The sequence below is a fragment of the Cognatilysobacter tabacisoli genome (assembly GCF_003586305.1).
GTDB classification, from domain to species: Bacteria; Pseudomonadota; Gammaproteobacteria; order Xanthomonadales; family Xanthomonadaceae; genus Cognatilysobacter_A; species Cognatilysobacter_A tabacisoli.
In genome coordinates this window covers 1711633-1736244 of sequence record NZ_QXJI01000001.1, presented here as the reverse complement: position 1 = coordinate 1736244, position 24612 = coordinate 1711633, and the positions used below count along the sequence as shown (strand labels likewise).

The following is a 24612-nucleotide window of genomic DNA, read 5'->3' as shown; positions in this document are numbered from 1 at the left end:
CAGGGGCTTTACCCTAAAACCCCGCCTTCGAAAGAGGGCGGGGTTTTTCTTTGTCTGCGCGCCGCCGCTTCAAGGCCCGGGACCCCGCGAGGCGCTTGGGGATTACCGCGATGCGTCACCGCCGCTATGCGCAGTCGCAGTTGTGATTATCACTGCGGGCATCGGGCGACTACCGCGGGTGTCTTGAGGATTATCGTCGCGATTATCCCCTCGATTATTCACGTGCCCCCGAGCCCACAGGACCCATGAAAAAGGCCGCCCCACGGCGGCCTGTTCATCGCGTACCACCTGCCGCCGAGCGCCCTGCTACAGCACGAGCGGCGGCTCACCGCCCACGATCACCACGTCGGCCGGCCGCCGAGCGAACAGACCCACGCTCACCACACCCGGAATCTGGTTGATCGCCGACTCCAGGCCCACCGGGTCCACGATCCGCAAGCCGTGGATGTCCAAGATCCAGTTGCCGTTGTCCGTTGTGACGCCGTCGCGCCACACCGGTTGGCCGCCGGTCTGGGCCAGGATTTCCCGAGCGACGAGGCTGCGTGCCATCGGGATCACCTCGACCGGCAGCGGGAATCTGCCGAGCACGTCGACGCGCTTGGCCGGGTCGACGATGCAGACGAATGTCCTGCTCGCCTCGGCGATGATCTTCTCGCGCGTCAGCGCCGCTCCGCCGCCCTTGATCAGGCGCTTGTGCGCGTCGCACTCGTCTGCGCCGTCCACGTACAGGGGCAGGGGCCCCGTGGCATTCAGGTCCATGACTTCGATGCCGAGCGCTCGCAGGCGCTGCGTGCTCTGTTCCGAACTGGAGACGGCGCCTTGGATGCGGTCGCGGATGCGACCCAGCGCGTCGATGAAGTAGGCGACCGTCGATCCGGTGCCGACACCGACCACCATGCCGTCCTCGATGTAGTCGATCGCTTTCTCGCCGGCCAGCCGTTTGGCTTCGCTCATTTCGGATTCTCGAGGGAGAGGATGAATTTCCACTGCGCGGCGGTCACCGGCAGGATCGAAAGCCGGTTCCCGCGACGGATCAGCGCGAACTCCTCGCCGAGCCGATCCGCGTGCTGCTTGAGCTCGTCGAGCGACACGGTGCGCTTCAACTTGCGGTCGAACGCGACGTCGACCAGCAGCCAACGCGGTTCCTCGCGGCGGCTTTTCGGGTCGTGATAGTCGGACTTCGGATCGAACTGGGTCGGGTCCGGGTAGGCCGTGCTGGCAATGGTTGCGGTGCCGACAACCCCCGGCACGTCGGTGCTGGAGTGGTAGAACAGCACGCCATCGCCGACCTGCATGCCGTCGCGCATGAAGTTGCGCGCCTGGTAATTGCGGACCCCGTTCCAGGGCTCCACGCGTACGCGGGCCAGGTCGTCGATCGAGAACGTGTCCGGCTCGGACTTCATAAGCCAGTAGCGGCGGCGCGCGGTCATGCGGTTGTAGGGTCCAGGTCAAGAGCGGGATGCAGGTGCGTACCGGCCTCGGTGCAGACGGCGTCTAGCGCCACGTCCCAGTCGGCGTTGTCGAGCCTCACCACCTGCTGGACCTCGAACGCCGCGCCGACCAGGTGCGGCGGTGCGTGGCGCGCGTGTCGGAACGCGAAGCTGCGGTCGTACCAGCCGCCGCCCATGCCCAGCCGATGGCCGCGCGTGTCGAAGCCCACCAGCGGAAGCACCGCAAGCGTCAGCTGCTCCGGGTCCAGCAACGACGCCGGATCCAGGTCCGGTTCCGGGATCCCGAACCGGTTGCTGACCAGCGCATCACCGGGCCGCCACGGCGCGAACCGCAGCCGCCCGTCGTCGCCCAGGACCGGCAGGCAGTACACACAGGTGTCGGGCAGGCGCAGCTGCCATGCGTGCAGCGCAATCTCACCGTCGACGGCCCAGTAGCCGGCGACGTATCCATGGGTCGGCGCGAACGGCAGGGACAGCAGGTGGGCGGCGATGTGCTCGGCGCCCGCGATGCGCTGCTGCGGGGCGAGATCGCGGCGCCGGGCGCGCAGTTCGCGCCGCAGCGCGTCACGATCGTGGGTCATGCCGGATCCCGGAAATGCGAACGGATCCATGCGCGCGGCGCGCCGGACCCGTTCGACGAAAGAAGAAGTCCTCCACCATGCCGATGCGTGCGAAACGACCTTGAACCCGGGGTTCAAGTGGGGACGCTTGGTCGCCTTCGGGCGTTCCGCTCGAGGGCGGACGTGCACTCCGGGCTACCGCTGCGCCCCCGTGGTCGTCATTAAGGGACAAGGCGAATGTTTGCACACGCCGTCGAACACAGCAGAGGACGTGCGCGGAGTATAGCGCGCGAGTTGCTGGTCGATTCGTCCGCCGGTCGGCTCCGGTCCGACGCGATTCAGTGCGCGGCTGCGCGGCCCGCGGTGGCGTCAACGCGGTGGGTCGAGCAGCCCGTCGAGGCGGCGATGCAGGTCGCCGAGCGTACGCGCGAGCTCGCGGTCGCGGCCTTCGCCGTCGTTGCGCAGCTGCAGCAACTCGTGGGCGAAATTCAACGCCGCCAGCACCGCGACCCGGTCCAGCGCGGCCATGCGGTTGCTGCCGCGGACCTCGCGCATTTTCGAGTCGAGCAGTTTTGCGGCGGCCAGCAGGCTGTCGCGCTCGTCCGGCTCACAGCCGACCGTGTACTCGCGGTCGAGCAGGCGGATCGTGACCGGCAGCGACGCGCTCACGTGTGCTGCTCCAGTGACTTCAGCCGCGCGATCATCGCCTCGACCCGCATGCGCGCCTGCTCGTTCTTGGCCAGCAGCGCCGAGCGCTCGCCGACCAGCTGCTCCTGCTGCTGGCGCAGGCTGCGGTTTTCGTCGGCCAGCCGGCGCATGCGATCGGACAGCTCGTCGATGCGGGCGGCCAGCGACTGCATCTGCTCGAGGAGTTGGGCGCGGTCCATGCCCGGCACGATAGCAGTGCCCGGGGCCGGGTCAAGGCGTCGCCGGGGCGACGGCGTGCGGGCCGCGCGCGGCAGTGGCGCCGGCGGACCAGGTGCGGATGAACGCGAGGCAGTGCTGCGCCTCGAGCGGCCGGGCCAGCCAGTACCCCTGGATCTCGTCGCAGCCGTGGTCGCGCAGGAAGTTCATCTGCGCCTCGGTCTCGACGCCCTCGGCCACCACGGTCAGGCCCAGCGAGTGCGCCATCGTGATGACCGTGGTGGTGATGGCCTCGTCGTCCGGGTCGCGCGTGAGGTCGGCGACGAATTCCTTGTCGATCTTCAGCGTGTTGATCGGCAGGCGCTTGAGGTAGGCCAGCGACGAATAGCCGGTGCCGAAGTCGTCGATCGCCAGGCTGACGCCGATCGAGCGGAACGCCTGCAGGGTGGCGGCCGTCTGCGCGGCGTTGGCCATGATCACGCTTTCGGTCAGTTCGAGCTGCAGTTGCTCCGGCGGGACGCCCGACTCGACCAGCGCGCGCGCGACGACCTTCGGCAGGTTGCTGCGCAGCAGCTGCAGGGCCGAGACGTTGACGGCCATCGTCAGTTCGTCGAGTCCGTGCTGGCGCCAGTGCTTGAGCACGCTGCACGCCTCGCGCAGCGCCCACTCGCCGATGTCGAGGATCAGGCCGCTCTCCTCGGCCAGCGGGATGAACTGCGCCGGCGAGATGTCACCGTGCTCGGCGCTCGACCAGCGCAGCAGCGCTTCGACGCCGGTGATGCGCTGGTGGGTCAGCGACAGTTTCGGCTGGAACACCAGCCGCAGTTCGTTGCGGTCCAGCACCTTGCGCAGCGCCGCCGAGATCGTCGCGCGGCGGCGGATCTCGACGTCCATCGTCTCGGTGTAGGCCATGAACGTGCGGCGGCCGGCCGACTTCGCCTGGTACATCGCAGTGTCGGCGTGCTTGAGCAGGTCGGTCGGCACCTGGGCGTGGTCGGGGTACAGGCTGATGCCGATCGACGGGGTGATCGACACGTCGTGGCGCTCGTCGACGTCGAGCGGCTCCTCGAATGCCGCCAGCACGTTGCGGGCGACGCGCACGGCCTCCTCGGCGCTGGCGATGTTTTCGGCGACGATCGTGAACTCGTCGCCGCCGAGCCGCGCCACGGTGTGGTGCGGGCCGACGGTCTGCTGCAGCCGCGCGGCGGCGGCGCGCAGGATACGGTCGCCGGCCGCGTGGCCGAGGGAGTCGTTGATGTCCTTGAAGCGGTCGAGGTCGAGGAACAGCACCGCGATCTTGCTGCCCTGGCGGCGCGCGCGGACGATCGCGCGCGACAGGCGCTCCGACAGCAGCGTGCGGTTCGGCAGGCTGGTCAGCGTGTCGTAGTTGGCGAGGTAGCGCAGCTCCTGCTCGGCGCGCTTCTGGTCGGTGATGTCGCCCAGCACCGCCACGTAGTGCGAGCGCTGGCCGATCGCGTCGAGCACGACGCTCGCCTGCAGCCAGCACAGGAACTCCTGGCCGTCCTTGCGCTGCTGCCAGATCTCGCCGGACCAGCGGCCGTTGCGCTCGAGCTCGGCGCGCATGGTCTGGTAGAAGTCCGGGTCGTGCTGGGCGCTGTCGAGCACGCTGGTGGGCAGACCGATGACCTCGGTGTCGCCATACCCGGTCATGCGGGTGAAGGCGGGGTTGACCGACACGAACACGAAGTCGCGGTCGAACACCGCGACCGCTTCGGCCATCGAGCGCAGCACCTCGCTGGAGATCCGACGTTCGCGCTCGGCGCTGCGGCTGGCGGTGATGTCGCGGGCGGTGCCGGCGACGCGCAGCGCCCGGCCGTTGTCGTCGCGCTCGACCACGCGGCCGCGGGCGCGCACCCAGTTCCACTGCCCGTTCTCGCCGCGCACGCGGTGCTCGGACAGGAACAGCGGCGTGCTGCCGCGCAGGTGCTGGCGCATCTGCTCCGCCACGCGGGGCTCGTCGTCGCGATGGATCTCGTGGTCGTCGACCGCCCGCATCTCGACGGTGGCCTCCGCGCCCGCGCCGGACTGCTCGTCGGCACGCATGCGGTGCATCGTCCGGGTGGCCAGGTCGTAATCCCAGAACTGCTCGCCCGAGGCCCACAGCGCCAGCTTGAGGCGCTCCTCGCGCTCGCGGATCGCATGGAAGTAGCCGCGCTCGCGCTGGCGGCGCTCGTGCCACTGCACGCCCAGCCACAGGGCGAGCGCGAGCGCGACCATGACTGCCGCGGCGAGGGTGCTCGGGTGCAGCCACCACGGCGGCGCGATCCGGACCGGCAGGCGCAGTTCGTCGCTGCCCCACACGCCGTCGCGGTTGGTGGCCTGTGCGCGGAACACGTAGTCGCCGGGCGGCAGGCGGGTGTAGGTAACGTCCTGCTGATCGCCGTTGTCGATCCAGCCCAGGTCGAACCCGTCCATCCGGTAGCGGTAGCGGATGTCCGCGGCGGGGGCGAAGTCGAGCGCGCCGATTCGCAGGCGCAGGATGTCCGCGCCGTCGGCGACGTCGAGCCGGCTCGGCTGCGACAGCGCCGGCGTGGCGCTGGGCGCATCGGCGCCGACGCGCACCGACAGCAGCCGCACCGGCGGCACGTACGCCGAGTCGGCGATGCGAGTCGGATCGAAGACGTTGAGCCCGCGCACGCCGCCGAGCACGATCCGGCCGTCGGCCAGCCGGGTGGCGGCACCGCCGTTGAACTCCAGGTCCTGCAGGCCGTCGGCGAGGCCGTAGCGGCGCACGCGGTCGGCGCCGGCGTCGAAGCGGACGATGCCGACGTCGGTGCCGAGCCAGAACCGGCCGGCGGGCGCCTCGACGATCGAAAACACCACCGGCGCGGCGCGCTCGCGCGTCGCCTCGTTGAGCGGATTGACGAAGCTGATCCGCCCGGCCGCCGTCTCGACCGCCCGGCTCAGTCCGGCGTGGGTGCCGATCCAGACCGTGCCGTCGGCGGCTTCGTGCAGCGCCCGCACCAGGTTGCCGGGCAGGCTGTCGTCGCTGTCGGGAGCGTGGCGGTAGTGGCGCACGCGCCCGGTCGTCGGCTCGAGCACATCGAGCCCGTCGCCGGTGCCGAACCAGATCCGGCCGCGGCGATCCTCCAGCAGCGCGTGCACGCTCGGATGCGACAGCTGCCCGGGGTCGTTCTCGCGGTAACCGTACTGCGTCACCTGCCCGGTGGCCGGCCGGTAGTGGACGGCGCCGCGGCCGTTGGTCCCGACCCACACGTCGCCGCGGCGGTCCACCATCAGGCTGCGCAGCGACGCATCAGTCAGCCCGCCCAGCGCGATCGGCTGCGCCGGCCCGCCGTCGGCGTCGAGCCGGAACAGGCCCGCGGTGGTCGCGACCCACGCCCGTCCCGCGCCACCCGAGGCCAGCGCCATCACCCGCCGCGGCTCGCCCTGGTGCGGCGGCAGGCGAGCACTGATGTCCTCGAAGCGGGAGTCCTCGAAGCGATAGCGCAGCAGGCGGGCGTTGTCGGTCCCGACGAGCAGCGCGCCGCCCGGATCCTGCAGCACCGCGCGCACGCTGTCGTCGGCCGCGCCGCCGCCGGCGTGCTGGCTGTCGGCGTCGAACACGTAGCTGAAGCGGGTGCCGCGGGGGTCGGTCACCGACACGCCGCGGAACTGACCGCCGACCCACAACAGCCCGCTGCGATCGACCATCAGCGCGTTGATCGTGTCTTCCTGCAGCCCGGAGTCGACGCCGCCGAGCTCGCGCAGCGCGAGCACGCGCCCGCTGTCGGGCAGGTAGCGGCGCAGGCCGCTGCCGTGCACGGACACCCACAGGGCGCGGTCGGGCGCTTCCACGATCGCCCGCACCGGGCCGCGGGCGTCGGCCGCGGCGCTGGCGTCGACCAGCGATCGCCCGTCGGAATGCAGCCGCCACAGCCCGTCGGTCCGGCCGACCCACAGCTGCCCGCGGTGGTCGTAGGCGAGGCTACGGACCGCCACGGCGGGCCCGATGCGCTCGCTCGCGCCGCGCGCGCCGATCCGGTACAGGCCGGCCGCGCTCGCGTACCAGACGCCGCCGTCGCGGCCGGCCAGCAGCTGCTGCGGCGGTCCACCGCGGAGCAGGGTGCGGTCGAGGTCGAGCACCCGCCGCACCTGACCCGTCGCCGGGTCGAGCTGCTGCAGGCCCGCCAGCGTGCCCACCCACACCCGGCCGCCGGCCGGCAGCAGCGCCGCGACCTGGCGTTCGGCCGATCGGTCGCCAAGCGCGCGGAACCGCTCGATGCGGCCGCTGCGCAGGTCCAGGCGCGCGACGTACTGGGAGTACGTGCCGATCCACAGCGCCTGGTCGCCCTGCATCGCCAGCGCGGTGACGTAGCTGTCGGGCAGCGAACCCGGGTCGCGCGGATCGTTGCGGTACAGCTGGTAGCGCTGGCCGTCGTAGCGGTGCAGGCCGCCCTGGGTACCGACCCAGACGAACCCGAGCGGGTCCTGGGCAAGCGCGTTGACCGAGTTCTGCCCGAGCCCGCGCTCGGAGCCGAGGCGGGCGAAGTAGTAGTCGCGCGTGGCCGCGTCCGCGCCGGGGGCCCACAGGGCGGCCGAGGCGGACAGCAGTCCGGCCAGCAACGCGGCGAAGGAAGGAATGAGACGCACGGGCCCCTGCAACAGATGGCGTCCGCGGCAGTGTACCGTCCGCCGCCGGCCACGCACGCAGCGCGTTGCTACACTGCGGCGACTGCCACTGCCTGCCGCCACGTGTCCGATACCGAACTGCCCGGCCTGAACGCCGTCGACGACGAAATCCGCCGCTTTGCCCTGTCCGTGTCGCCGTCCGAACTGCACGGCAGCCTGTGCGGCTGGCTCAGCGGCGGCGGCGCTTCGCTGCGCGGCTGGCCGGCGAAAGTGCTGGCCGACGACGCGATCCTCGCGCCCCAGCCGGACAGCCCGCTCGACCGCCTGCGCACGGTCAGCGCCGAGCAGCTGGCCGACCGCAGCTTCCGTTTCGAGCTGCTGCTGCCGGAGGGCGACGCGTCGCTGGCCGACCGCAGCGGCGCGCTGTTCGACTGGTGCCGCGGCTTCCTCGGCGGGTTCGGACTGGCCGCCGGCGCGGACCCGAAGCTGTCCGACGAAGGCCGCGAGGCGCTCGGCGACCTCGCGCGGCTGGCCGGCGCGCAGGCCCAGGACGAAGGCGACGACGACGATGAGGAAGCGCTCGTCGAGATCGAGGAGTTCGTCCGCGTCGCCGCGCTGCTGCTGCACGGCGACTGCGTGCTGGCCGCGCAGCATCGCCAGCGTCTCAACTGACCGCCGCGCCGGTGCACGGCGCCACCGCACGACCCCACTGCACGCCGCGATGACCAAGCCGCTGTCGATTCCCGCCAAGGCCTACGCCCGCCGTCGACGCCAGCTGATGCGGATGGCCGGCGACGACGCCATCCTGGTGCTGCCGGCCGCGCCCGAACGCATCCGCAGCCGCGACACGCACTACCCGTTCCGGCAGGACTCCGACCTGCTGTACCTCACCGGCTTCCCCGAACCCGAGGCGGTGCTGGTGCTGGTGCCGGGGCGCAAGCACGGCGAGACCCTGCTGTTCTGCCGCGAGCGCGATCTCGAGCGCGAAGGCTGGGACGGCCCGCGCTTCGGCCCGGAAGGCGCGGTCGAGGCGTTCGGCATGGACGACGCGTACCCGATCACCGACCTCGACGACATCCTGCCGGGGCTGCTCGAGGGCCGGTCGCGCGTGTACTACCACTTCGGCCGCGACCAGGAGTTCGACCTCAAGCTGATCGGCTGGCTCAACCGCGTGCGCGCGATGGTGCGCCAGGGCGCGCAGCCGCCGCACGAGTTCCTCGAGCTCGGCCACCTGCTCGACGAGCTGCGGCTGTTCAAGGACCGCGATGAGCTGAAGCTGATGCGCCGCGCGGCCGAGATCAGCGTCCGCGCGCACGAGGCGGCGATGCGGATCGCCCGGCCCGGGATCCGCGAGTACGAGCTGCAGGCGGAGATCGAACGCGAGTTCCGCCGCCACGACGCGCAGCCCGCGTACGGCAGCATCGTCGGCGCCGGCGCCAACGCGTGCGTGCTGCACTACCACGCCAACGCCGCCGCGGCGAAGGACGGCGACCTGGTGCTGATCGACGCCGGCGCCGAGTACCGCGGCTACGCGGCCGACATCACCCGCACGTTCCCGGTCAACGGCCGCTTCACCGCGGCCCAGCGCGCGCTGCACGACCTGGTCTGCGATGCGCAGGCGGCCGCGCTGGCGCAGGCGCGGGTCGGGGTGCCGTACGAGGCCGGCCACGTTGCCGCGGTCGAGACCCTGACCGAAGGCCTGCTGCGTCTGGGCCTGCTGAAGGGCAAGCTGGGCAAGAACCTCGCCGACGGCAGCTACAAGCGTTTCTACCGGCACAAGACCGGGCACTGGCTGGGCCTTGACGTGCACGACGTCGGCGAATACCGCATCGACGGGCAGTCGCGGCTGCTCGAGCCGGGCATGGTGTTCACGATCGAGCCGGGGCTGTACATCGGCGCCGACGACACCAGCGTCGAGGCGAAATGGCGCGGCATCGGCATCCGGATCGAAGACGACGTGCTGGTCACGGCCGACGGGCCCACGGTGCTGACCGACGCGCTGGCGCGCCGCGCGGACCAGGTCGAGGCGCTGATGGCGGACCCGGCCCGCGCCGCCTAGCGCGCGGCACCTGCATCCTCCGGCTCAGATGCGAACAGGCGCGGACATCCGCGCCTGTCTGCGTTCGTGCCGCCGCGTAGCGTCAGGCCGCCTCGGCGAACCCTTCGCGGGTGAGGTTGATCGGGTCGGCGTCGGTGCAGACCACGTCGTCCTCGATGCGGATGCCGCCGTACGGCTTGAACGCCTCGACACGGCTCCAGTCGACGCTGTCGCCCCGACCGTCGGCCTTGAGCTTGTCGAGCAGCAGGTCGATGAAATACAGGCCCGGTTCGATGGTCACCGCCATGCCCGGCGCGAGGTCGCGGGTCAGGCGCAGGTACGGATGGCCTTCGGGCTTGGGGATCGTGCCGCCGGCGTCGCTGGCGGCGAAGCCGGCGACGTCGTGCACCTGCAGGCCGATGCCGTGGCCGATGCCGTGCGGGAAGAACGCGCTGCTGACGCCGGTCGCGACGGCCGCTTCCGGCGACACCGTGACCAGCCCGAAGTCCTTGAGGATCGCAGCGAGCGCCTGGTGCGCGTCGAGGTGCAGCTGCCTGTAGTCGACGCCGGCGCGGACCTGGTCGCACATCGTCCGCTGCGCAGCATCGACCGCGTCGACCAGCGCCTGGAACTCGCTGCCGGTGTCGGCCGCGTAGGTGCGGGTGATGTCGCAGGCGTAGCCGTCGTGGCTGGCGCCGGCGTCGATCAGGAAGCTGCGCGACGTCGCCGGGGCGACGCGGTCGCGTTCGGTGTAGTGCAGCACGGCGCCGTGTTCGTTGAGCGCAATGATGTTGTTGTAGGGCAGCTCCATCGCGTCCTGCGCGGCGGCCTGGCAGTAGACCAGGTGGATGCCGAACTCGCTGGCGCCGGCGCGGAACGCGCGCTCGGCGGCGCGGTGCGCGCGCACGCCGCGGCGCGTCGCCGCGCGCATCATCGCGACCTCGTACGGCGTCTTGTAGGCGCGGTGGAACTCGAGGTACTGCAGCACCGGCGCCGGGTTGTTCGGGGCGAAGCCACCGACCGTGCTCTGCGGCTCGCCGAGGATCGCGCAGCGCGCCGGGTCGCGCGGCAGGTGCTGCAGCGCCTCGTCGGGCTCGCGGATCACGACCACGTCGAAGTGCTCGAGCCAGTACCCGGCCGGTGCCTGCGGCACCACGTGCCAGTAGTCGAACGGCTGCAGGTACACCAGCTTCGGGCGCTGGCCCGGGGTGAACACCAGCCAGCTGCCCGGGTTGCGCACCAGCGGCAGCCAGGCTTTGAACTGCGGGTTGACCGCGTACGGGTAGTCCCGATCGTCGAACAGGTGGTAGTGCGAGGTGCCGCTGGGCACCACGAGGTGGTCGAAGCCGCCACGCCCCAGCGCCTCGGTGGCGCGCCGCTGCATCTCGCTCACGTGAGCCGGGTATACCATCGCTAGGTCTTGGACGGACATGGGGTATTCCTTGGGGGCGTCGGGGAATTTTGACGGATTCTCGCCTTCGCCGCAGGCCGACGGCCTGATGCCTGCGCGTCTGCCGCATCGCCGTTCCGCATGGCTGTGGAGCCTGTTCGCCCTGGTGCTCGGCGCGTCGTTGACGCTTTGGGTCGCCGCGCGCGAGCGAGAACGCGTGCAGCGCGACGCGATCGGGGTGCTGACCGCGACCGCCGAACGCAGCTACGCCGCGCTCGAAAGCCAGCTGCGCGCCTGCGGGATGCTGGTGCGCTCGGTGCAGACCCTGTTCCTGACCTCGACCGAAGTCACGCCGGGCGAGTTCGCCGACGTCTACGCGAATCTCCGGCCGCGCGAGCAGTTTCCCAGCCTGATCGCACTGGCGTATGCCCAACGCCAGGACGACGCGCGCGGCGAGCGCTTCGTGACGACGATGGTGGCCCCGCTGCGCGGCAATGAGCCGGTCCTCGGCCTAGACCTCAGTCGTCAGCCGGCCAACCTGGCGGCCGTGCTGCGCTCGCGCGACACCGACCAGCCGTCGCTGTCGGCACCGTTCATGCTGATCCAATTGGCCGAGCAGGGCCGTGGCCCCGAGGGCGTGACGCTGCGGCTGCCGGTGTATGCGCCGGGCTCACCGCCGGACGCGCAGCCCGACCGGCGCGCACGCATGCGCGGCTCGATCGCGGTGTCGTTCCGGGTCGGGACGCTGATCGACAACGCGCTGCCGACGGACGTTCGCGACTCCATGCACGTGCGCGTCAGCGACGTGACCGACGGCCGCGACGGCGACGCGCGCGGACTGTTCGATTCGCACCCGGAGCGGCACTTCCACGCCGACGGCGACTTCGCGTTCGACCGCGACCTGACGTACGGCGGACGCGTGTGGCGGATCGAGATGCACCCGGTGCGCGAGGCCGCGATCGCACCGCTGTGGCAGCAGCCGGGGCTCTGGCCCGGGCTGCTGGCAAGTGTGCTGCTGGCGCTGCTGGTCTGGTCGGTCGCGAGCACCCGCCGCCGCGCGCTGGAGCTGGGCTGGCGCATGAGCCACCGCTTCCGCGAAAGCGAGGAGCGCTTCCGCGCGCTGAACGAGCTGCTGCCGGCGCTGGTGCTGCTCGCGCACGGCGACGACCGCCGCATCCGCTATGCGAACCAGGCCTCGCGCGTGCGCCTGGGTGAGGACGTGCAGGGCACCGAACTGCCGGCACTGTTCGAGGACGAAGACCTGCGTGCGCGCCTGCGCGGCTACGAGCCGCCGACGTTCAACAGCGCCGAGGCGGTGCTGCGCAGCGTCGCCGGCGACCACTTCTGGGCCAGCGTGTCGATCGCCCCGGTGACGCTCGGCGGCGAATCGAGCCTGCTGATGGTCGCCACCGACATCTCCGAGCAGCGCCAGCTGACCGAGCTGTTGACCTACCAGGCCAGCCACGACGCGCTGACCGAACTGTTCAACCGGCGCGAGTTCGAACGCCGCGTCGAGCGCGCGCTCGACGGCGTGGCGCGCGGCGGGCCGGCGGCGGCGCTGCTGTTCATCGACCTCGACCAGTTCAAGCTGATCAACGACACCTCCGGCCACATGGCGGGCGACCAGCTGCTGTCGCAGCTGGCGGTGATGATGCGCGAGCAGCTGCGCACCGGCGACGTGCTGGCGCGCCTGGGCGGCGATGAATTCGGCGTGCTCAGCGCCGGCATCCGCGACGAGGCCGACGCGCGCCAGGTCGCCGAGCGCATGCGCGAGCGCATCGACGGCTACGTGTTCGTCTGGCAGCAGCGCACGTACACGGTGAGCGCGAGCATCGGCGTGGTGATGATCGACCGCGCCGCGCTGGACCTGCGCGACCTGTTCGCCCAGGCCGACACCGCGTGCTACATGGCCAAGGAATCCGGCCGCAACCGCGTGCACTTCTACTCCGAGCAGGACGACGACATCGCGCGCCGGCGCAGCGAGATGGAGTGGGTCAGCCGGCTGCGCTGGGCAATCGACGAACAGCGCCTGCGGCTGGAGTACCAGGAAGTGTGGCCGCTCGGTGCGCGCACGCCGCGTGGCCCGCACATCGAGCTTCTGCTGCGCTTGCGCGACGAGCACGGCCAGCGCGTGCTGCCGGGCGCGTTCATGCCGGCGGCCGAGCGCTACGGGCTGATGCCGCTGATCGACCGCTGGGTGATCGAGACCGCGCTGGGCCACTTCGACCAGCTGCATCCGTCCGGCGCGGACCTGCAGCTGGCGACGATCAACCTGTCCGGCGCCAGCATCGATGACGAGTCGCTGGTCGACCTGATCCTCGACCGCATGCAGCACTACGGCATCGCGCCCGAGCGCGTGTGCTTCGAGATCACCGAGACGGTCGCCGTTCGCAACCTGGCGCAGGTGGGGCGGTTCATCCAGCGCCTGCGCGAGGTCGGCTGCAAGATCGCCCTCGACGATTTCGGCGCCGGCATGTCGTCGTTCGGCTACCTGAAGAACTTGCCGGTCGACATCATCAAGATCGACGGCAGCTTCATCCGCGACCTGCTGGTCGACCCGATGAGCCACTCGATCGTGCGCGCGGTGACCGACATCGGCCACCAGCGCGGGCTGGCCGTGGTGGCCGAGTGGGTGACCAGCACCGAGATCGCCGACGCGCTGCGCGGCATCGGCGTGGATTTCGCCCAAGGCTATGCGCTGCACGTGCCCGAGGCCGTGCTGTTCCAGCGGGCCGAACGTGCGTTCGGCGGCGCGGGCTGAGCGCCCCTACTCGAACCGGCCGCCCGGCGAGTCCAGCCACTGCCGCAGCTGCAGCATCTGGCTCTCGAGCATCGTGATGAAGCGGAAGCCGGACCAGTTGTGCCCGGCCGGGCCGCCCTCGTCCTGCCAAAGCAGGTGCGCGCCAACCTCGATCGGTTCGCCGCCGCTGGGCGAGTCGCCGAGCGCGAAGCGCACCTGGTACAGCGCATCGACCATCAGCGGCGTGCTGGCGACCATCAGCATGCCGCTCTCGGACACGTTGCCCAGCCGCCCGATCACCGTGTCGGTCATCGTGTCGACGACGTGCACGGCCTGCTCGACGCGGCGGCGGCGGACGCGGCGGTATTCGTCGATCACGTGGCGTCCTCCGTGGTGGCGTCCTTGTGCTTGCGGCGGGCGAAATTCTTCAGCGCGTTGAGCGCGCTGTGCCAGGCGCGGTCGACCAGCCGGCCGCGCTCGGCGGGCACGATGCGTGCCTGGCCGGCCGCGACCATCCGCGCCAGGCTGTCGAGCGAATGCTCGCCGACGCGCTGGCCGCGCTGGTTGACGAACAGTGAGTTGTCGGTGACCGGGCTGAACCACGACAGCCGGCGGCGCACGAAGTCGCCCTGCTGGTTGGTCACGAACTCGAACCACGTGCCGAACGGCAGCAGGCGCAGCCGCTCGTACGCGGCCTGCTCCTCGGCGGAGCGGGGCGTCGCCGGTGCGCGCGCCGGTGCGTTGTCCTCGCCCAGCCGCGCGCGCGCCTTGAGCTTCATCGCCAGCTCGGTGCGCGATGCCGGGTCCTCGTCGGCGTTGGGGCCCGCGGTCAGCCGGCGCGCGATCTCGCTCGCGTCGTCGGCGTGGTAGCCGACCAGGCTCAGCGCGTGCTCGATCTGGCCGGGCAGCGCCTGGTCGATCGCGCGCGCCTGCGGACCGTTAGCCGCGACGATCTCGTGCGTGGCCGCCAAGTGGCGGCGCCAGTCGTCGGAGTCCTCGCCGTGGCGCAGCAGCGACAGGGTCAGCACGTCGGACCACGCCTGCGTCAGCAGGCTGCGCAGGAACTTCGGCAGCTTGTGGTCGTGGACCGCTTCCTCGATCACCTGCGCGGCGCGGTGCTTGGCGAGCTCGAGCTTCTCCTTGCCGCGCGCGGCCTCGACGTGGCGGCGTTCGGTGACCTCCGCCTTGCGCGCCATCGCCTGGAGATGGTCCTGCAGCCGGTGGTTGGCGGCCTCGAACACGGCGGCGTCGCCCTGGTAGTGCTCGACCACGTGGTCGACGGCGTGGCGCAGCTGGTCGTTGAGCTGGGGATCGGCCTCGTCGTCGGCCAGCCACGTGGCGCCGGCTTCGGCGACGGCATTGAGCAGCTGCCGCGCCGGGTGCTGGCTGCGGACGAAGAAGCCCCGGTCCTGCAGTGCGACGCGCAGCAGCGGCACCTGCAGGCGGTTCATCAGGCCCGCGCTGGGCGCGTCCTGGCGCAGTTCCCGGCCGATCTCGGCGTACAGCAGCGACAGCAGCTCGAACGCGTCGCTGTCCTCGCGCGACATCGCCGTGGCCTGGCCGCGTTGCTGGCGGGTCTGCACCAACAGCGCCTGGCGCACGTCCTGCACGCTCGCCGGCGGCGCGGCATGCGGGGCCGCGGTGCGGGTCGCGGCCGACTGCAGCTTGGCCAGCGCGGACAGCACGTCGGCCGTGCTCAGTTGCGGCTGCGGGGCGGCCTCGGCGACGCCGGGGCGGAGCTTGCCGAGCAGGTCGCGGCGGCTGGCCAGCAGCTCCTGCAGGCTGACGAAGGCCGAGGTCTCGTCCTCCTCATCGCGCGGCGCGGGGGCATCGCCATACCAGCCGGTGTGCGGACGCTGCGCGTCGCGCGCTTCGGCGGCGGCGGCGCGTCCTTCGCGGCGCGCCTGCGCCGTCTCGCCGCTGAGGTCGGCCTGCAGCGTCGGTCGGATCCGGATCGGCACGAACGCCAGCCCGGGCAGGATGTTCTCGCGCGCGAGCAGCGCGTTCATCGTTTCGGCGAGCTGCGCGTAGCCGGCCATCGCCTGCTGGTCGAAGCTGCGGAACAGGGTGAGACGCGCGTCGACGTCGATCTGCAGCACGCGCGCGGCGTCGGCGAGCAGGTGCGCCAGCCGGTGCGGGCCGACCGGAAGCCGCTCGGCGTCGAACGCAGGCGCGCCGGCCAGCACGCCGAAGCGCTGGCCGAGCAGGTGCAGGGCCAGGCCCGCGCGCGATTCGTGGCGCACGGCGATGCCGCGCATGACGCTCTCTTCGCTGATCTCGCTGTCGTCGACCAGCCGCAACTCGCGGAACTGCAGCGGAACGTGCAGCTGGTCCGGCGCGACGTAGGGGTCGCGGATCTGGCACAGGCCGCTTTCGAGGCCGCCGAGGAAGCGCGGGATCAGGTCGGCGCGATTGAGCCGAACGATGCGCAGCGTTTCGAAATGGACGGCCTGCAGGCCCGGGTTGCGCGCGTGGTCGGCGAGCCGGAACAGCTGCTGCTCGAAATCGGCGAGCATCCGCTCGAGCGCGCGGGCCATGTCGTCGGACACCAGGGCATACAGGTGCTCGAGCACCCGCCGTACGCGCCGGGGCAGCGGGGCCGCCGCCAGGGTCGGCCGGGCGACCGCACTGCCGAGAGGTTCGAAACTGGCCGACATGGAAGGTACCCGGTGCGATTGCCGCGATCTAATCACGCCGGCAGGGGGGGCGCCAGCTCAGCCGACGTCCGGCCTATTGGGTAGAGCGTACGGCCGGCCCGAAACCGGCCACGCGCGCTTGCAGGAGCAAATTGGATGCCAGCGCCCTCGGGCGCCTGTTCAGAATGCCGCGGATACGGCCGCCCGCGCGCGCCACTCAGGCGTCGAGGAACAGGGACACCACGTCGTTGGTGAAGCGCCGGCCGGCGTCAGTCGGGTGCACGCGGTCGCCGTCCACCGTCAGCCAGCCACGGGCGACCGCCTCGTCGAGCTGCGGCGCGATGTGCGCGCGCGGCAGCCCGGTGCGCGCCTCGAACGCAGCCAGGTCGAACCCGTCCACCAGCCGCAGCGTGTTGAGCATGTACTCGAACGGGCGACGCGCCGGCGCGATGCGCTCGTCGGCGCCGATCGCCGCCGCGGTGCCGGCCTTGGCCATGAAGTCGGCCGGGCGCTTGTGCTTCCAGCGGCGCAGGATCGTCTGCTCGGCGCCGAGGGTCAGCTTGCCGTGCGCGCCGGCGCCGATGCCCAGGTAGTCGCCGAAGCGCCAGTAGTTCAGGTTGTGCGCGCACTGGCGGCCCGGCTGCGCGTACGCGCTGACTTCGTACTGCGCATAGCCGGCGTCGGAGAGCATCGCCTGGCAGTGCTCCTGCATGTCCCAGCTGGCGTCGTCGTCGGGGATCCCCTGCGGCGGACGCGCGGCGAACACCGTGTTCGGTTCGAGCGTCAACTGGTAGTGGCTCACGTGCGCCGGCTGCAGCGCGAACGCGCGCTCCAGGTCGTGCTCGGCCATCGCCAGCGACTGGCCGGGCAGGGCGTACATCAGGTCGAGGTTGAGGTTGTCGAACCCGGCATCCTGCGCGAGCTTGACCGCGGCCTCGGCCTCGCCGCTGTCGTGGATGCGGCCGAGCCGCTGAAGGCAGCCGTCGTCGAAACTCTGGATGCCGAAGCTCAACCGGTTCACGCCGGCGGCGCGGTAGCCCTCGAAGCGCCCGTGCTCGGCGGTGCCCGGGTTGGTCTCCAGCGTGATCTCGCAGCCCGGCGCGAAGCGCAGCCGGCTGCTCGCGCCCTGCAGGAAGCGGTCGATGCACTCGGCCGGCATCAGGCTCGGCGTGCCGCCGCCGAAGAACACCGTGTGCACCGTGCGGCCCCACGCCAGCGGCAGGTCGTGGTCGAGGTCGGCCAGCAGCGCGTCGACGTAGGCATCGAACGGCAGCGCGCCGCGCCCCTCGTGCGAGTTGAAATCGCAGTACGGGCATTTGCGAACGCACCACGGGACGTGGACGTACAGCGACAGGGGCGGCGTGGTCAGCACGGGCGGTAGGCGCCGACGCGCTCCTCGGCCAGCGTCAGCGCGTCACCGCGTTCGTCGAGCGCCGCATAGCGCTCGCTCGCATCGGCGAGGAACGCGACGTACGCGTCCTCCGACGTCCAGCGGTCGATGGTCAGGTAACGGCCTGCGTCGTCCTCGCGCAGCAGCTCGGTGCCGAGCCAGCCGGCGTAGTCGGCGAACAGCGTGGTCCACGGGCCGTCGGCGCCGTGCAGCGCCTCGAACGCCGCTTCCGCTCCCGGCCGCACCACGTAGCGCCACAGCACCACGTGCATGGTCAGGTCGCCCCGGCGAGCTGCGCGCGCAGCGCGGCCAGCGCGCGGCCGCGGTGGCTGATGCGGTTCTTGGTCGCCGGTTCGATCTCCGCGGCCGAGCGGCCGCGCTCGATGTCGAGGAACACCGGGTCGTAGCCGAACCCGCCGGCGCCGCGGCGCGCGTGCAGCACGCGCCCGTGCCATGCGCCCTCGGCGATGATCGGCTGCGGGTCGTCGGCGTGGCGCAGCAGCACGATGACCGCGTAAAAGTGCGCGCCGCGGTCGGCGTCGGGTAAGTCGCGCAGCGCGTGCAGCAGCTTGTCGATGTTGGCGTCGGCGTCGCCGTGCCCACCTGCATAGCGCGCCGAATACAGGCCCGGCGCGCCGCCGAGCGCGTCGACGCACAGGCCCGAGTCGTCTCCGAGCGCCGGCAGGCCGGTCGCGCGTGCCGCGTTGCGCGCCTTCAGCAGCGCGTTCTCGACGAAGGTCAGGCCGGTCTCGTCGGCATCGGCGACGCCGAGTTCGCCCTGGGTCACGCAGGCGATGCCGCTGTCGGCCAGCAGCGCATTGAACTCGGCCAGCTTGCCGCGGTTGCTGCTGGCCACGACCAGCCGCGGCGGCAGGGCGAAACGCGCCGGGCTCATGCGTGCACCCTTGCGGCGTCGCTCAGCTCCAGCAGGTCCCAGGCGTTGCCGTACAGGTCCTCGAAGACCGCGACGCTGCCGTAGGCCTCGCGGCGCGGCGCCTCGCGGAATCGCACGCCGCGCGCGACCATCGCAGCGTGGTCGCGGTCGAAGTCGTCGGTGTGCAGGAAGAACCCGACGCGGCCGCCGGCCTGCCGGCCGATGCACGCGGCCTGCGCGTCGTCGTTGGGCTGGGCCAGCAGCAGCGCGGCGCCGCCGCCCGGGCCCACCCGCACCCAGCGCTTGCCCGCGCCGCGCGGCGTGTCCTCGAGCAGTCGGAAGCCGAGTGCCTCCGTGTACCACGCGATCGCCTCGTCGTAGTCGCGCACCACCACGGTCACCAGCGCGATGCTCGACGCCACGGTTCGCCTGCCCGGCTCAGCGCGCCAGCGCGGCGCGCTGCAGCGCGACCAGTTCGCCGATGCCGAGTTCGGCCAGCGCGGTCATCGCCTGCAGGTCGTCGCGCCGGAACGCGTGGCCCTCGGCGGTGCCCTGCAGCTCGATGAAGCCGCCGCCGTCGTTCATCACGACGTTCATGTCGGTGTCGCAGTCGCTGTCCTCGGCGTAGTCGAGGTCGAGCACGGGAACGCCGCGGTAGACGCCCACGGACACCGCCGCGACCGCGCCGAACACCGGGTCCTTGCTGATCTCGCGCCGGCCCTGCAGCCAGCGCACCGCGTCGACCAGCGCCACGTACGCGCCGGTGATCGCGGCCGTGCGCGTGCCGCCGTCGGCCTGCAGCACGTCGCAGTCGAGCGTGATCGTGCGCTCGCCGAGCAGCTTGCGGTCCACGCAGGCGCGCAGCGAGCGGCCGATCAGGCGCTGGATCTCCAGCGTGCGCCCGCCCTGCTTCCCGCGCGCGGCCTCGCGGTCATTGCGGGTGTTGGTCGAGCGCGGCAGCATCCCGTATTCGGCGGTGACCCAACCCTCGCCCTTGCCGCGCAGGAAGCCCGGCACGCGGTTCTCGACGCTGGCCGTGCACAGCACGCGGGTTTCGCCGAAGGCGATCAGCACCGAGCCCTCCGCGTGCTTCGTGAAGCCGCGCTCGATGCGCACGTCGCGCAGCTGGTCGGGTCGCCGACCGCTCGGTCGGGCCACGGCGGGAACAGCAGACTCTGTCGCAGCCGTCATGGCGTCGATTACCGGTAAGGGGGCGTGCGAGTTTACCATTCGCCCCTCTCCGGCCTGCCGCGCCGGGACTGGACCCGCGCATGATCCGCAGCATGACCGCCTTCGCCGGCGGCGAACGCGTCACCGACGTCGGCACGCTCGGGTGCGAACTGCGCTCGGTCAACCACCGCTTCCTCGAGCTCGGCCTGCGCCTGCCCGACGAGCTGCGCGCACTGGAGCCGATGCTGCGCGAGCGCGTGGCCGCGCGCGTCGCACGCGGCAAGGTCGACCTGACGCTGCGGCTGCGCTCGGCCGACGGCGCGGGCGCGCTGCAGCTCAACCCCACCCGCGTGCGCGAATTGAGCGACCTGGCGATCGACCTGTCGGCGCGCTTTCCGGGCCTGCGGACCGAGCTGACCGATCTGCTGGGCTTCCCCGGCGTGCTGGAGACGCCGACGCTCGACCCGGCCGAACTGCATGCGCAGGCGCTGGCGCTGCTCGACGCGGTGCTCGACGAGTTCGTCGCCGCGCGCGAGCGCGAAGGCGGCAAGCTGGCCGCGGTGATCGGCGAGCGCATTGACGCGATCGCGCGGATCGGCGCCGAGGTCCGCACGTTCATGCCGGCGATCCGCGCGGGCCAGCGCGCCAAGCTCGAAGCGCGGCTGGCCGACCTGGCCCAGCCGCTGGACCCGGGCCGGCTCGAGCAGGAGCTGGTGCTGTCGCTGCAGAAGCTCGACGTCGAGGAGGAGCTGGACCGGCTCGACTCGCACGTGGCCGAGGCCCGCCGCGTGCTGAAGCTGCGCGAGGCGGTCGGCCGCCGGCTCGACTTCCTGCTGCAGGAGTTCAACCGTGAGGCCAACACGCTCGGCTCCAAGTCGGTCGACGCGCGCAGCTCGGCCGCGGCCGTCGACCTGAAGGTGCTGATCGACCAGGTCCGCGAGCAGATCCAGAACATCGAATAACGACGCGGACGACCCGACCCATGCGTGGAACCCTGTTCATCGTCGCCGCCCCGTCGGGCGCCGGAAAATCCAGCATCGTCAACGCGGTGCTCGCGCGCGACCCGAACATCTGCCTGTCGATCTCGTTCACGTCGCGCGCGCCGCGACCGGGCGAGCGCCACGCCGAGCACTACCACTTCGTCAGCGAGGCCGAGTTCCAGGCCATGATCGACGCCGGCGACTTCTTCGAGCACGCCCGCGTGCACGGCGACTGGAAGGGCAGTGCGCGGCAGTCGGTGGAGCCGCAGCTGGCGGCCGGCAAGGACGTGCTGCTCGAGATCGACTGGCAGGGCGCGCGCCAGGTGCGGGCCAAGGTGCCCGATGCGGTCAGCGTCTTCATCCTGCCGCCGTCGCGCGAGGCGCTCGAGCAGCGCATGCGCAGCCGCGGGCAGGACAGCGAGGCCGTCATCGCCCAGCGGCTGGCGGCCGCACGCGACGAGATGAGCCACTACGGCGAGTTCGACTACGTGATCGTCAACGAGACGTTCCCGGTTGCGGTCGACGACATGTGCTCGATCTTCACCGCCAGCCGGGTGCGGCGGGACCAGCAGGTCGCCCGCCATTCGCGGCTGATCACCCAGCTGCTCGCCGATGATCCGACGGGTTAGCGAGGGGCCCACGTCCCGGCTAAGTTTCGGGTTCCAGGGCAGAAAAGTGCGCCTCGCGGCGCGTAAGCCACTGATTTCCAAGGAATGGCTTGCGTTCCGCCGGGGCGGGCCCTTACACTTCACGCCCCCTCAGAGTCTGGACGGACGACCCCCGTGGTCGCCGGGAGCCCCATGGCGCGCATCACCGTAGAAGATTGCCTGCAAGTCGTCGACAACCGCTTCGAGCTGGTCATGATGGCCGCCAAGCGCGCCCGCCAGCTGGCCAACGGCGTCGAGTCGCAGCTCGACAACAGCGAAGCCAACGACAAACCGACCGTGCTGGCGCTGCGCGAGATCGCCGCCCGCCGCATCGACACCGCGTACATCGACGCGGTCGAGAAGGCCGAGCGCGAGCGCAAGGAGCGCGAGGCGCTGGAGTGGGCCGCCGCCGAGGTGGTCGCCGACGACGACCTGTCGAAGGGCGACGACTGATCCACGCCGCCTGATCCTCGGCCGGTCCGCCGGCCGGGCGCCCGCGAAGCCCCGCTCCGGCGGGGCTTCTGCATTTTCGCGACCGATGGGATGCGGGGCCGGTCCGCGGTCGCGTCAATGGGCACGGTCGCGTCGATGGGCGAGACCCGCGGCGCGCATTGATCCGCGCGCCTCGGCACGTATATTCAACGGTATGACCCCCGCCCAGCCCGCGCTGCTCGCCACCTTGCCCGCCGCCGACGATGCGTCGGTGCCGGACTACGTGCGCGACCTCGAGCGCTCGGCCGCCTACCTGCCGGCCCCGCAGCGCGAGCAGCTGCGCCGGGCATGGGCGATCGGCGCGGCGGCCCACGTCGGCCAGAGTCGCAAGTCCGGCGAGCCGTACATCACCCACCCGGTCGCGGTCGCGGGCGTGCTGGCCGACCAGGGCCTGGACGTCGAGACCCTGGTCGCGGCGATCCTGCACGACACCATCGAAGACACGCCGCTGACCCGCGAGGCGATCGCGACTGAGTTCGGCGACACCGTCGCCGAGCTGGTCGACGGCGTCACCAAGCTCGACAAGCTGCAGTTCCGCGACCGCCAGGAAGCCACCGCCGAAAGCTTCCGGAAGATGCTGCTGGCGATGTCGCGCGACCTGCGCGTGATCCTGATCAAGCTCGCCGACCGGCTGCACAACATGCGCACGCTCGGCGCGCAGTCGCCCGAGGCGCGCCGGCGCATTGCCAGCGAAACGCTGGAGATCTACGCCCCGATCGCCCAGCGGCTCGGCATGAACCTGATCAAGGCCGAGCTGCAGGACCTCGGCTTCCGCGCGCTGCACCCGTGGCGCCATGCGGTGATCGAGAAGCGTATCCGCACCCAGCCGGTGGTGCGGCGCGAATCGCTGGTGCAGATCGAAGCGCACCTGGCCCAGCGGCTGGCGAAGGAAAAGGTGCTGCACCGGCTGGTCAGCCGGGTGAAGTCGCCGTGGAGCATCTATTCGAAGATGCGCGCCGAGCACAAGACGCTGGCGCAGGTGATGGACGTGTTCGGCTTCCGGATCGTCGTGCGCTCGGTGCCGGACTGCTACCACGCGCTGGGCGTGGTGCACGCGGCGTACAAGCCGCTCGACTCGCGCTTCCGCGATTTCGTCGCGATCCCGAAGGCGAATGGCTACCAGTCGCTGCACACGGTGCTGTTCGGCCCGTACGGCTCGCCGATCGAGGTGCAGATCCGCACCGAGGAGATGGACCTGGTCGCCGAGCGCGGCATCGCGGCGCACTGGACGTACAAGCACGGCGGCGAGGGCCCGAATATCGCGCAGAGCCGCGCGCACAGCTGGATTGCCGGGCTGGTCGAATCCCAGCGTGCGACAGGTTCGTCGCTGGAGTTCCTCGAGAACGTCAAGGTCGACCTGTTCCCCGACGAGGTGTACCTGTTCACGCCGAAGGGCGACATCATGGCGCTGCCGCGCAATTCCACGGCGCTCGACTTCGCCTACGCGGTGCACACCGATGTCGGCAACCGCGCGGTGGCCGCGCGCGTCGACGGCAAGCTGGTGCCGCTGCGGACCAAGCTCGCCAGCGGCCAGCGGGTCGAGATCATCACCGCGAAGTCGTCCGCGCCGAAGCCGCAGTGGCTGGAGTTCGTCGTCTCCGGCAAGGCGCGCACGTCGATCCGCCAGCAGCTCAAGCAGCTCGAGCACGAGGACGCCGTGCAGCTCGGCCACCGCATGCTCGACCGCGCGCTGGAGGCCCTGCAGACCTCGCTCGAGCGGGTTCCGGCGGTGCGCCTGGATGCCTACCTGTCCGAGCACCGCTACCCGCGGCTGGAGGCGCTGCTGGCCGACATCGCGCTCGGCAACCGCATGCCGCAGCAGGTCGCGCAGGCGCTGGTGCGCGAGTCGCCCGGCAAGGCCGCCCAGCGCGCCGCCGACCGCGTGCCGCGCGCCGGCGACAAGATCCTGATCACCGGCGCCGAGCGCGGAGTCGTCAGCTTCGCCAACTGCTGCCTGCCGGTGCCGGGCGACGAGATCATGGGCTACCACACGGCCGGCAAGGGCGTGGTCGTTCACCGGCTCGACTGCCCGAACGTCATCGACTACCGCAAGTCGCCGGACCGCTGGGTCGACATCGGCTGGGACCGCGAGGTCTCCGGCGATTTCTCCGCGGCGCTGAAGATCGAGGTCGACAACCGCCCCGGCGCGCTCGCCCAGGTGGCGGCGGCGATCGCCGAAGCCGAATCGAACATCGACCGCGTCGAGTACCTGGACCGCGATGCCAACATGGCGGTGATGCGGTTCGCGATCGAGGTGGGCGACCGCCGCCACCTCGCCGACGTCATCCGCCGCGTGCGCCGGCTCGGCGTGGTGCTCGGCGTGCAGCGGATGTAGCCGGCGCGGATGGACCGGCGCGGCTAGAATCGTGGCCTGACGCCGCATCGCCACGAGGCCCGCCATGTCCCGCCAACCGATCCACACCGACCAGGCGCCCGCCGCGATCGGTCCGTACTCGCAGGCCGTCCGCGCCGGCGACAGCGTGTTCCTGTCCGGCCAGATCCCGCTCGATCCGGCCACCGGCCTGATCGTCGACGGCGACATTGCCGCGCAGGCGCGGCGCGCGTTCGACAACCTGCGCGCGGTGTGCGCCGCGGCCGGTGGCTCGTTCGACGAGGTGGTGCGGCTCGGCCTGTACCTGACCGACCTGGACGACTTCGCTGCGGTCAACGCGGTGATGGCCGACTACTTCGACGCCCCGTACCCCGCGCGTTCGACCGTGCAGGTCTCCGCGCTGCCGCGCGGCGCCGCGTTCGAGGTCGACGCGATCATGGTGCTGCGCTAGGCGG

At 71.5% G+C, this 24612-nt stretch carries 22 protein-coding genes and 1 other RNA gene; 8 read left to right on the top strand and 15 right to left on the bottom strand.

Going from position 1 to position 24612, the window contains the following annotated elements:
• Positions 1-306: 306 nt before the first annotated feature.
• The 7 genes from rpiA to D3A60_RS12485 all read right to left on the bottom strand — a co-directional run bounded on the left by rpiA (position 307) and on the right by D3A60_RS12485 (position 7489).
• The gene (gene rpiA / locus D3A60_RS12515) at positions 307-954 is read right to left on the bottom strand and encodes a ribose-5-phosphate isomerase RpiA (protein ID WP_119718964.1); all 648 of its coding nucleotides are present in this window, start codon (positions 952-954) and stop codon (positions 307-309) included.
• Positions 951-1430, bottom strand: a complete 480-nt coding sequence (locus D3A60_RS12510) for an EVE domain-containing protein (protein WP_119718963.1) — start codon at positions 1428-1430, stop codon at positions 951-953. The genes rpiA and D3A60_RS12510 overlap by 4 nt, the downstream gene beginning before the upstream one ends.
• Positions 1427-2032 (bottom strand): 5-formyltetrahydrofolate cyclo-ligase, encoded by a 606-nt coding sequence (locus tag D3A60_RS12505; RefSeq protein ID WP_119718962.1) that lies wholly within the window; start codon positions 2030-2032, stop codon positions 1427-1429. Before D3A60_RS12505 ends, D3A60_RS12510 begins: the two co-directional genes overlap by 4 nt.
• 65 nt (positions 2033-2097) lie before the next feature.
• A non-coding RNA gene (gene ssrS / locus D3A60_RS12500) (6S RNA) lies at positions 2098-2283 on the bottom strand.
• Positions 2284-2380: 97 nt separating this feature from the next.
• Positions 2381-2680, bottom strand: a complete 300-nt coding sequence (locus D3A60_RS12495) for a cell division protein ZapA (RefSeq protein WP_119718961.1) — start codon at positions 2678-2680, stop codon at positions 2381-2383.
• Entirely contained in the window at positions 2677-2898 is a 222-nt protein-coding gene (locus tag D3A60_RS12490) for a TIGR02449 family protein (protein ID WP_119718960.1), read from the bottom strand. Before D3A60_RS12490 ends, D3A60_RS12495 begins: the two co-directional genes overlap by 4 nt.
• Positions 2899-2929: 31 nt before the next feature.
• The gene (locus tag D3A60_RS12485; RefSeq protein WP_196778721.1) at positions 2930-7489 is read right to left on the bottom strand and encodes an EAL domain-containing protein; all 4560 of its coding nucleotides are present in this window, start codon (positions 7487-7489) and stop codon (positions 2930-2932) included.
• Positions 7490-7591: 102 nt separating this feature from the next.
• On the opposite strand from D3A60_RS12485, the gene D3A60_RS14560 reads away from it, so the two are divergent.
• Positions 7592-8140: a UPF0149 family protein gene (locus D3A60_RS14560; protein WP_231120488.1), complete on the top strand. Its 549-nt coding sequence runs from the start codon at positions 7592-7594 to the stop codon at positions 8138-8140.
• Between the two features lie 49 nt (positions 8141-8189).
• Positions 8190-9527, top strand: a complete 1338-nt coding sequence (locus tag D3A60_RS12480; protein WP_119718958.1) for an aminopeptidase P N-terminal domain-containing protein — start codon at positions 8190-8192, stop codon at positions 9525-9527.
• Between the two features lie 82 nt (positions 9528-9609).
• On the opposite strand, the gene pepQ is transcribed toward D3A60_RS12480, so the two are convergent.
• Positions 9610-10938, bottom strand: a complete 1329-nt coding sequence (pepQ, locus tag D3A60_RS12475; RefSeq protein ID WP_119718957.1) for a Xaa-Pro dipeptidase — start codon at positions 10936-10938, stop codon at positions 9610-9612.
• A 67-nt stretch (positions 10939-11005) separates the two neighbouring features.
• Between pepQ and D3A60_RS12470 the strand changes: the two genes are divergently transcribed.
• A complete protein-coding gene (locus D3A60_RS12470) occupies positions 11006-13657 on the top strand; it encodes a bifunctional diguanylate cyclase/phosphodiesterase (protein ID WP_231120487.1) in 2652 nt (883 codons plus the stop codon).
• A 6-nt stretch (positions 13658-13663) separates the two neighbouring features.
• On the opposite strand, the gene D3A60_RS12465 is transcribed toward D3A60_RS12470, so the two are convergent.
• The 7 genes from D3A60_RS12465 to rph all read right to left on the bottom strand — a co-directional run bounded on the left by D3A60_RS12465 (position 13664) and on the right by rph (position 19694).
• Positions 13664-14014: a PilZ domain-containing protein gene (locus D3A60_RS12465; RefSeq protein ID WP_119718955.1), complete on the bottom strand. Its 351-nt coding sequence runs from the start codon at positions 14012-14014 to the stop codon at positions 13664-13666.
• Positions 14011-16293, bottom strand: coding sequence for a DUF1631 domain-containing protein (locus D3A60_RS12460; RefSeq protein WP_119718954.1), 2283 nt, complete (start codon positions 16291-16293; stop codon positions 14011-14013). Before D3A60_RS12460 ends, D3A60_RS12465 begins: the two co-directional genes overlap by 4 nt.
• A gap of 196 nt (positions 16294-16489) precedes the next feature.
• Positions 16490-17644, bottom strand: a complete 1155-nt coding sequence (gene hemW, locus D3A60_RS12455; protein ID WP_119718953.1) for a radical SAM family heme chaperone HemW — start codon at positions 17642-17644, stop codon at positions 16490-16492.
• Positions 17638-17934 carry an antibiotic biosynthesis monooxygenase family protein gene (locus tag D3A60_RS12450; RefSeq protein WP_119718952.1) on the bottom strand — a complete coding sequence of 99 codons (297 nt, stop codon included), beginning with the start codon at positions 17932-17934 and terminating at the stop codon, positions 17638-17640. The genes hemW and D3A60_RS12450 overlap by 7 nt, the downstream gene beginning before the upstream one ends.
• Positions 17935-17936: 2 nt before the next feature.
• Positions 17937-18557, bottom strand: coding sequence for an RdgB/HAM1 family non-canonical purine NTP pyrophosphatase (gene rdgB, locus D3A60_RS12445; RefSeq protein ID WP_119718951.1), 621 nt, complete (start codon positions 18555-18557; stop codon positions 17937-17939).
• The gene (locus D3A60_RS12440; RefSeq protein ID WP_119718950.1) at positions 18554-18958 is read right to left on the bottom strand and encodes a VOC family protein; all 405 of its coding nucleotides are present in this window, start codon (positions 18956-18958) and stop codon (positions 18554-18556) included. Before D3A60_RS12440 ends, rdgB begins: the two co-directional genes overlap by 4 nt.
• Before the next feature lie 16 nt (positions 18959-18974).
• A complete protein-coding gene (rph, locus tag D3A60_RS12435) occupies positions 18975-19694 on the bottom strand; it encodes a ribonuclease PH (protein WP_231120486.1) in 720 nt (239 codons plus the stop codon).
• A 113-nt stretch (positions 19695-19807) separates the two neighbouring features.
• Here rph and D3A60_RS12430 point away from each other — a divergent pair, with 113 nt between their 5' ends.
• From D3A60_RS12430 to D3A60_RS12410, 5 genes are all read left to right on the top strand, one after another.
• Complete coding sequence (locus D3A60_RS12430) at positions 19808-20668, top strand: YicC/YloC family endoribonuclease (RefSeq protein WP_119718948.1); 861 nt, start codon at positions 19808-19810, stop codon at positions 20666-20668.
• Positions 20669-20688: 20 nt separating this feature from the next.
• Positions 20689-21315: a guanylate kinase gene (gene gmk / locus D3A60_RS12425; RefSeq protein ID WP_119718947.1), complete on the top strand. Its 627-nt coding sequence runs from the start codon at positions 20689-20691 to the stop codon at positions 21313-21315.
• Positions 21316-21486: 171 nt separating this feature from the next.
• The gene (gene rpoZ, locus D3A60_RS12420) at positions 21487-21786 is read left to right on the top strand and encodes a DNA-directed RNA polymerase subunit omega (RefSeq protein WP_119718946.1); all 300 of its coding nucleotides are present in this window, start codon (positions 21487-21489) and stop codon (positions 21784-21786) included.
• Positions 21787-21979: 193 nt separating this feature from the next.
• Entirely contained in the window at positions 21980-24160 is a 2181-nt protein-coding gene (locus D3A60_RS12415) for a RelA/SpoT family protein (RefSeq protein ID WP_119718945.1), read from the top strand.
• A 64-nt stretch (positions 24161-24224) separates the two neighbouring features.
• Positions 24225-24608: a RidA family protein gene (locus D3A60_RS12410; protein WP_119718944.1), complete on the top strand. Its 384-nt coding sequence runs from the start codon at positions 24225-24227 to the stop codon at positions 24606-24608.
• Positions 24609-24612: the final 4 nt, after the last annotated feature.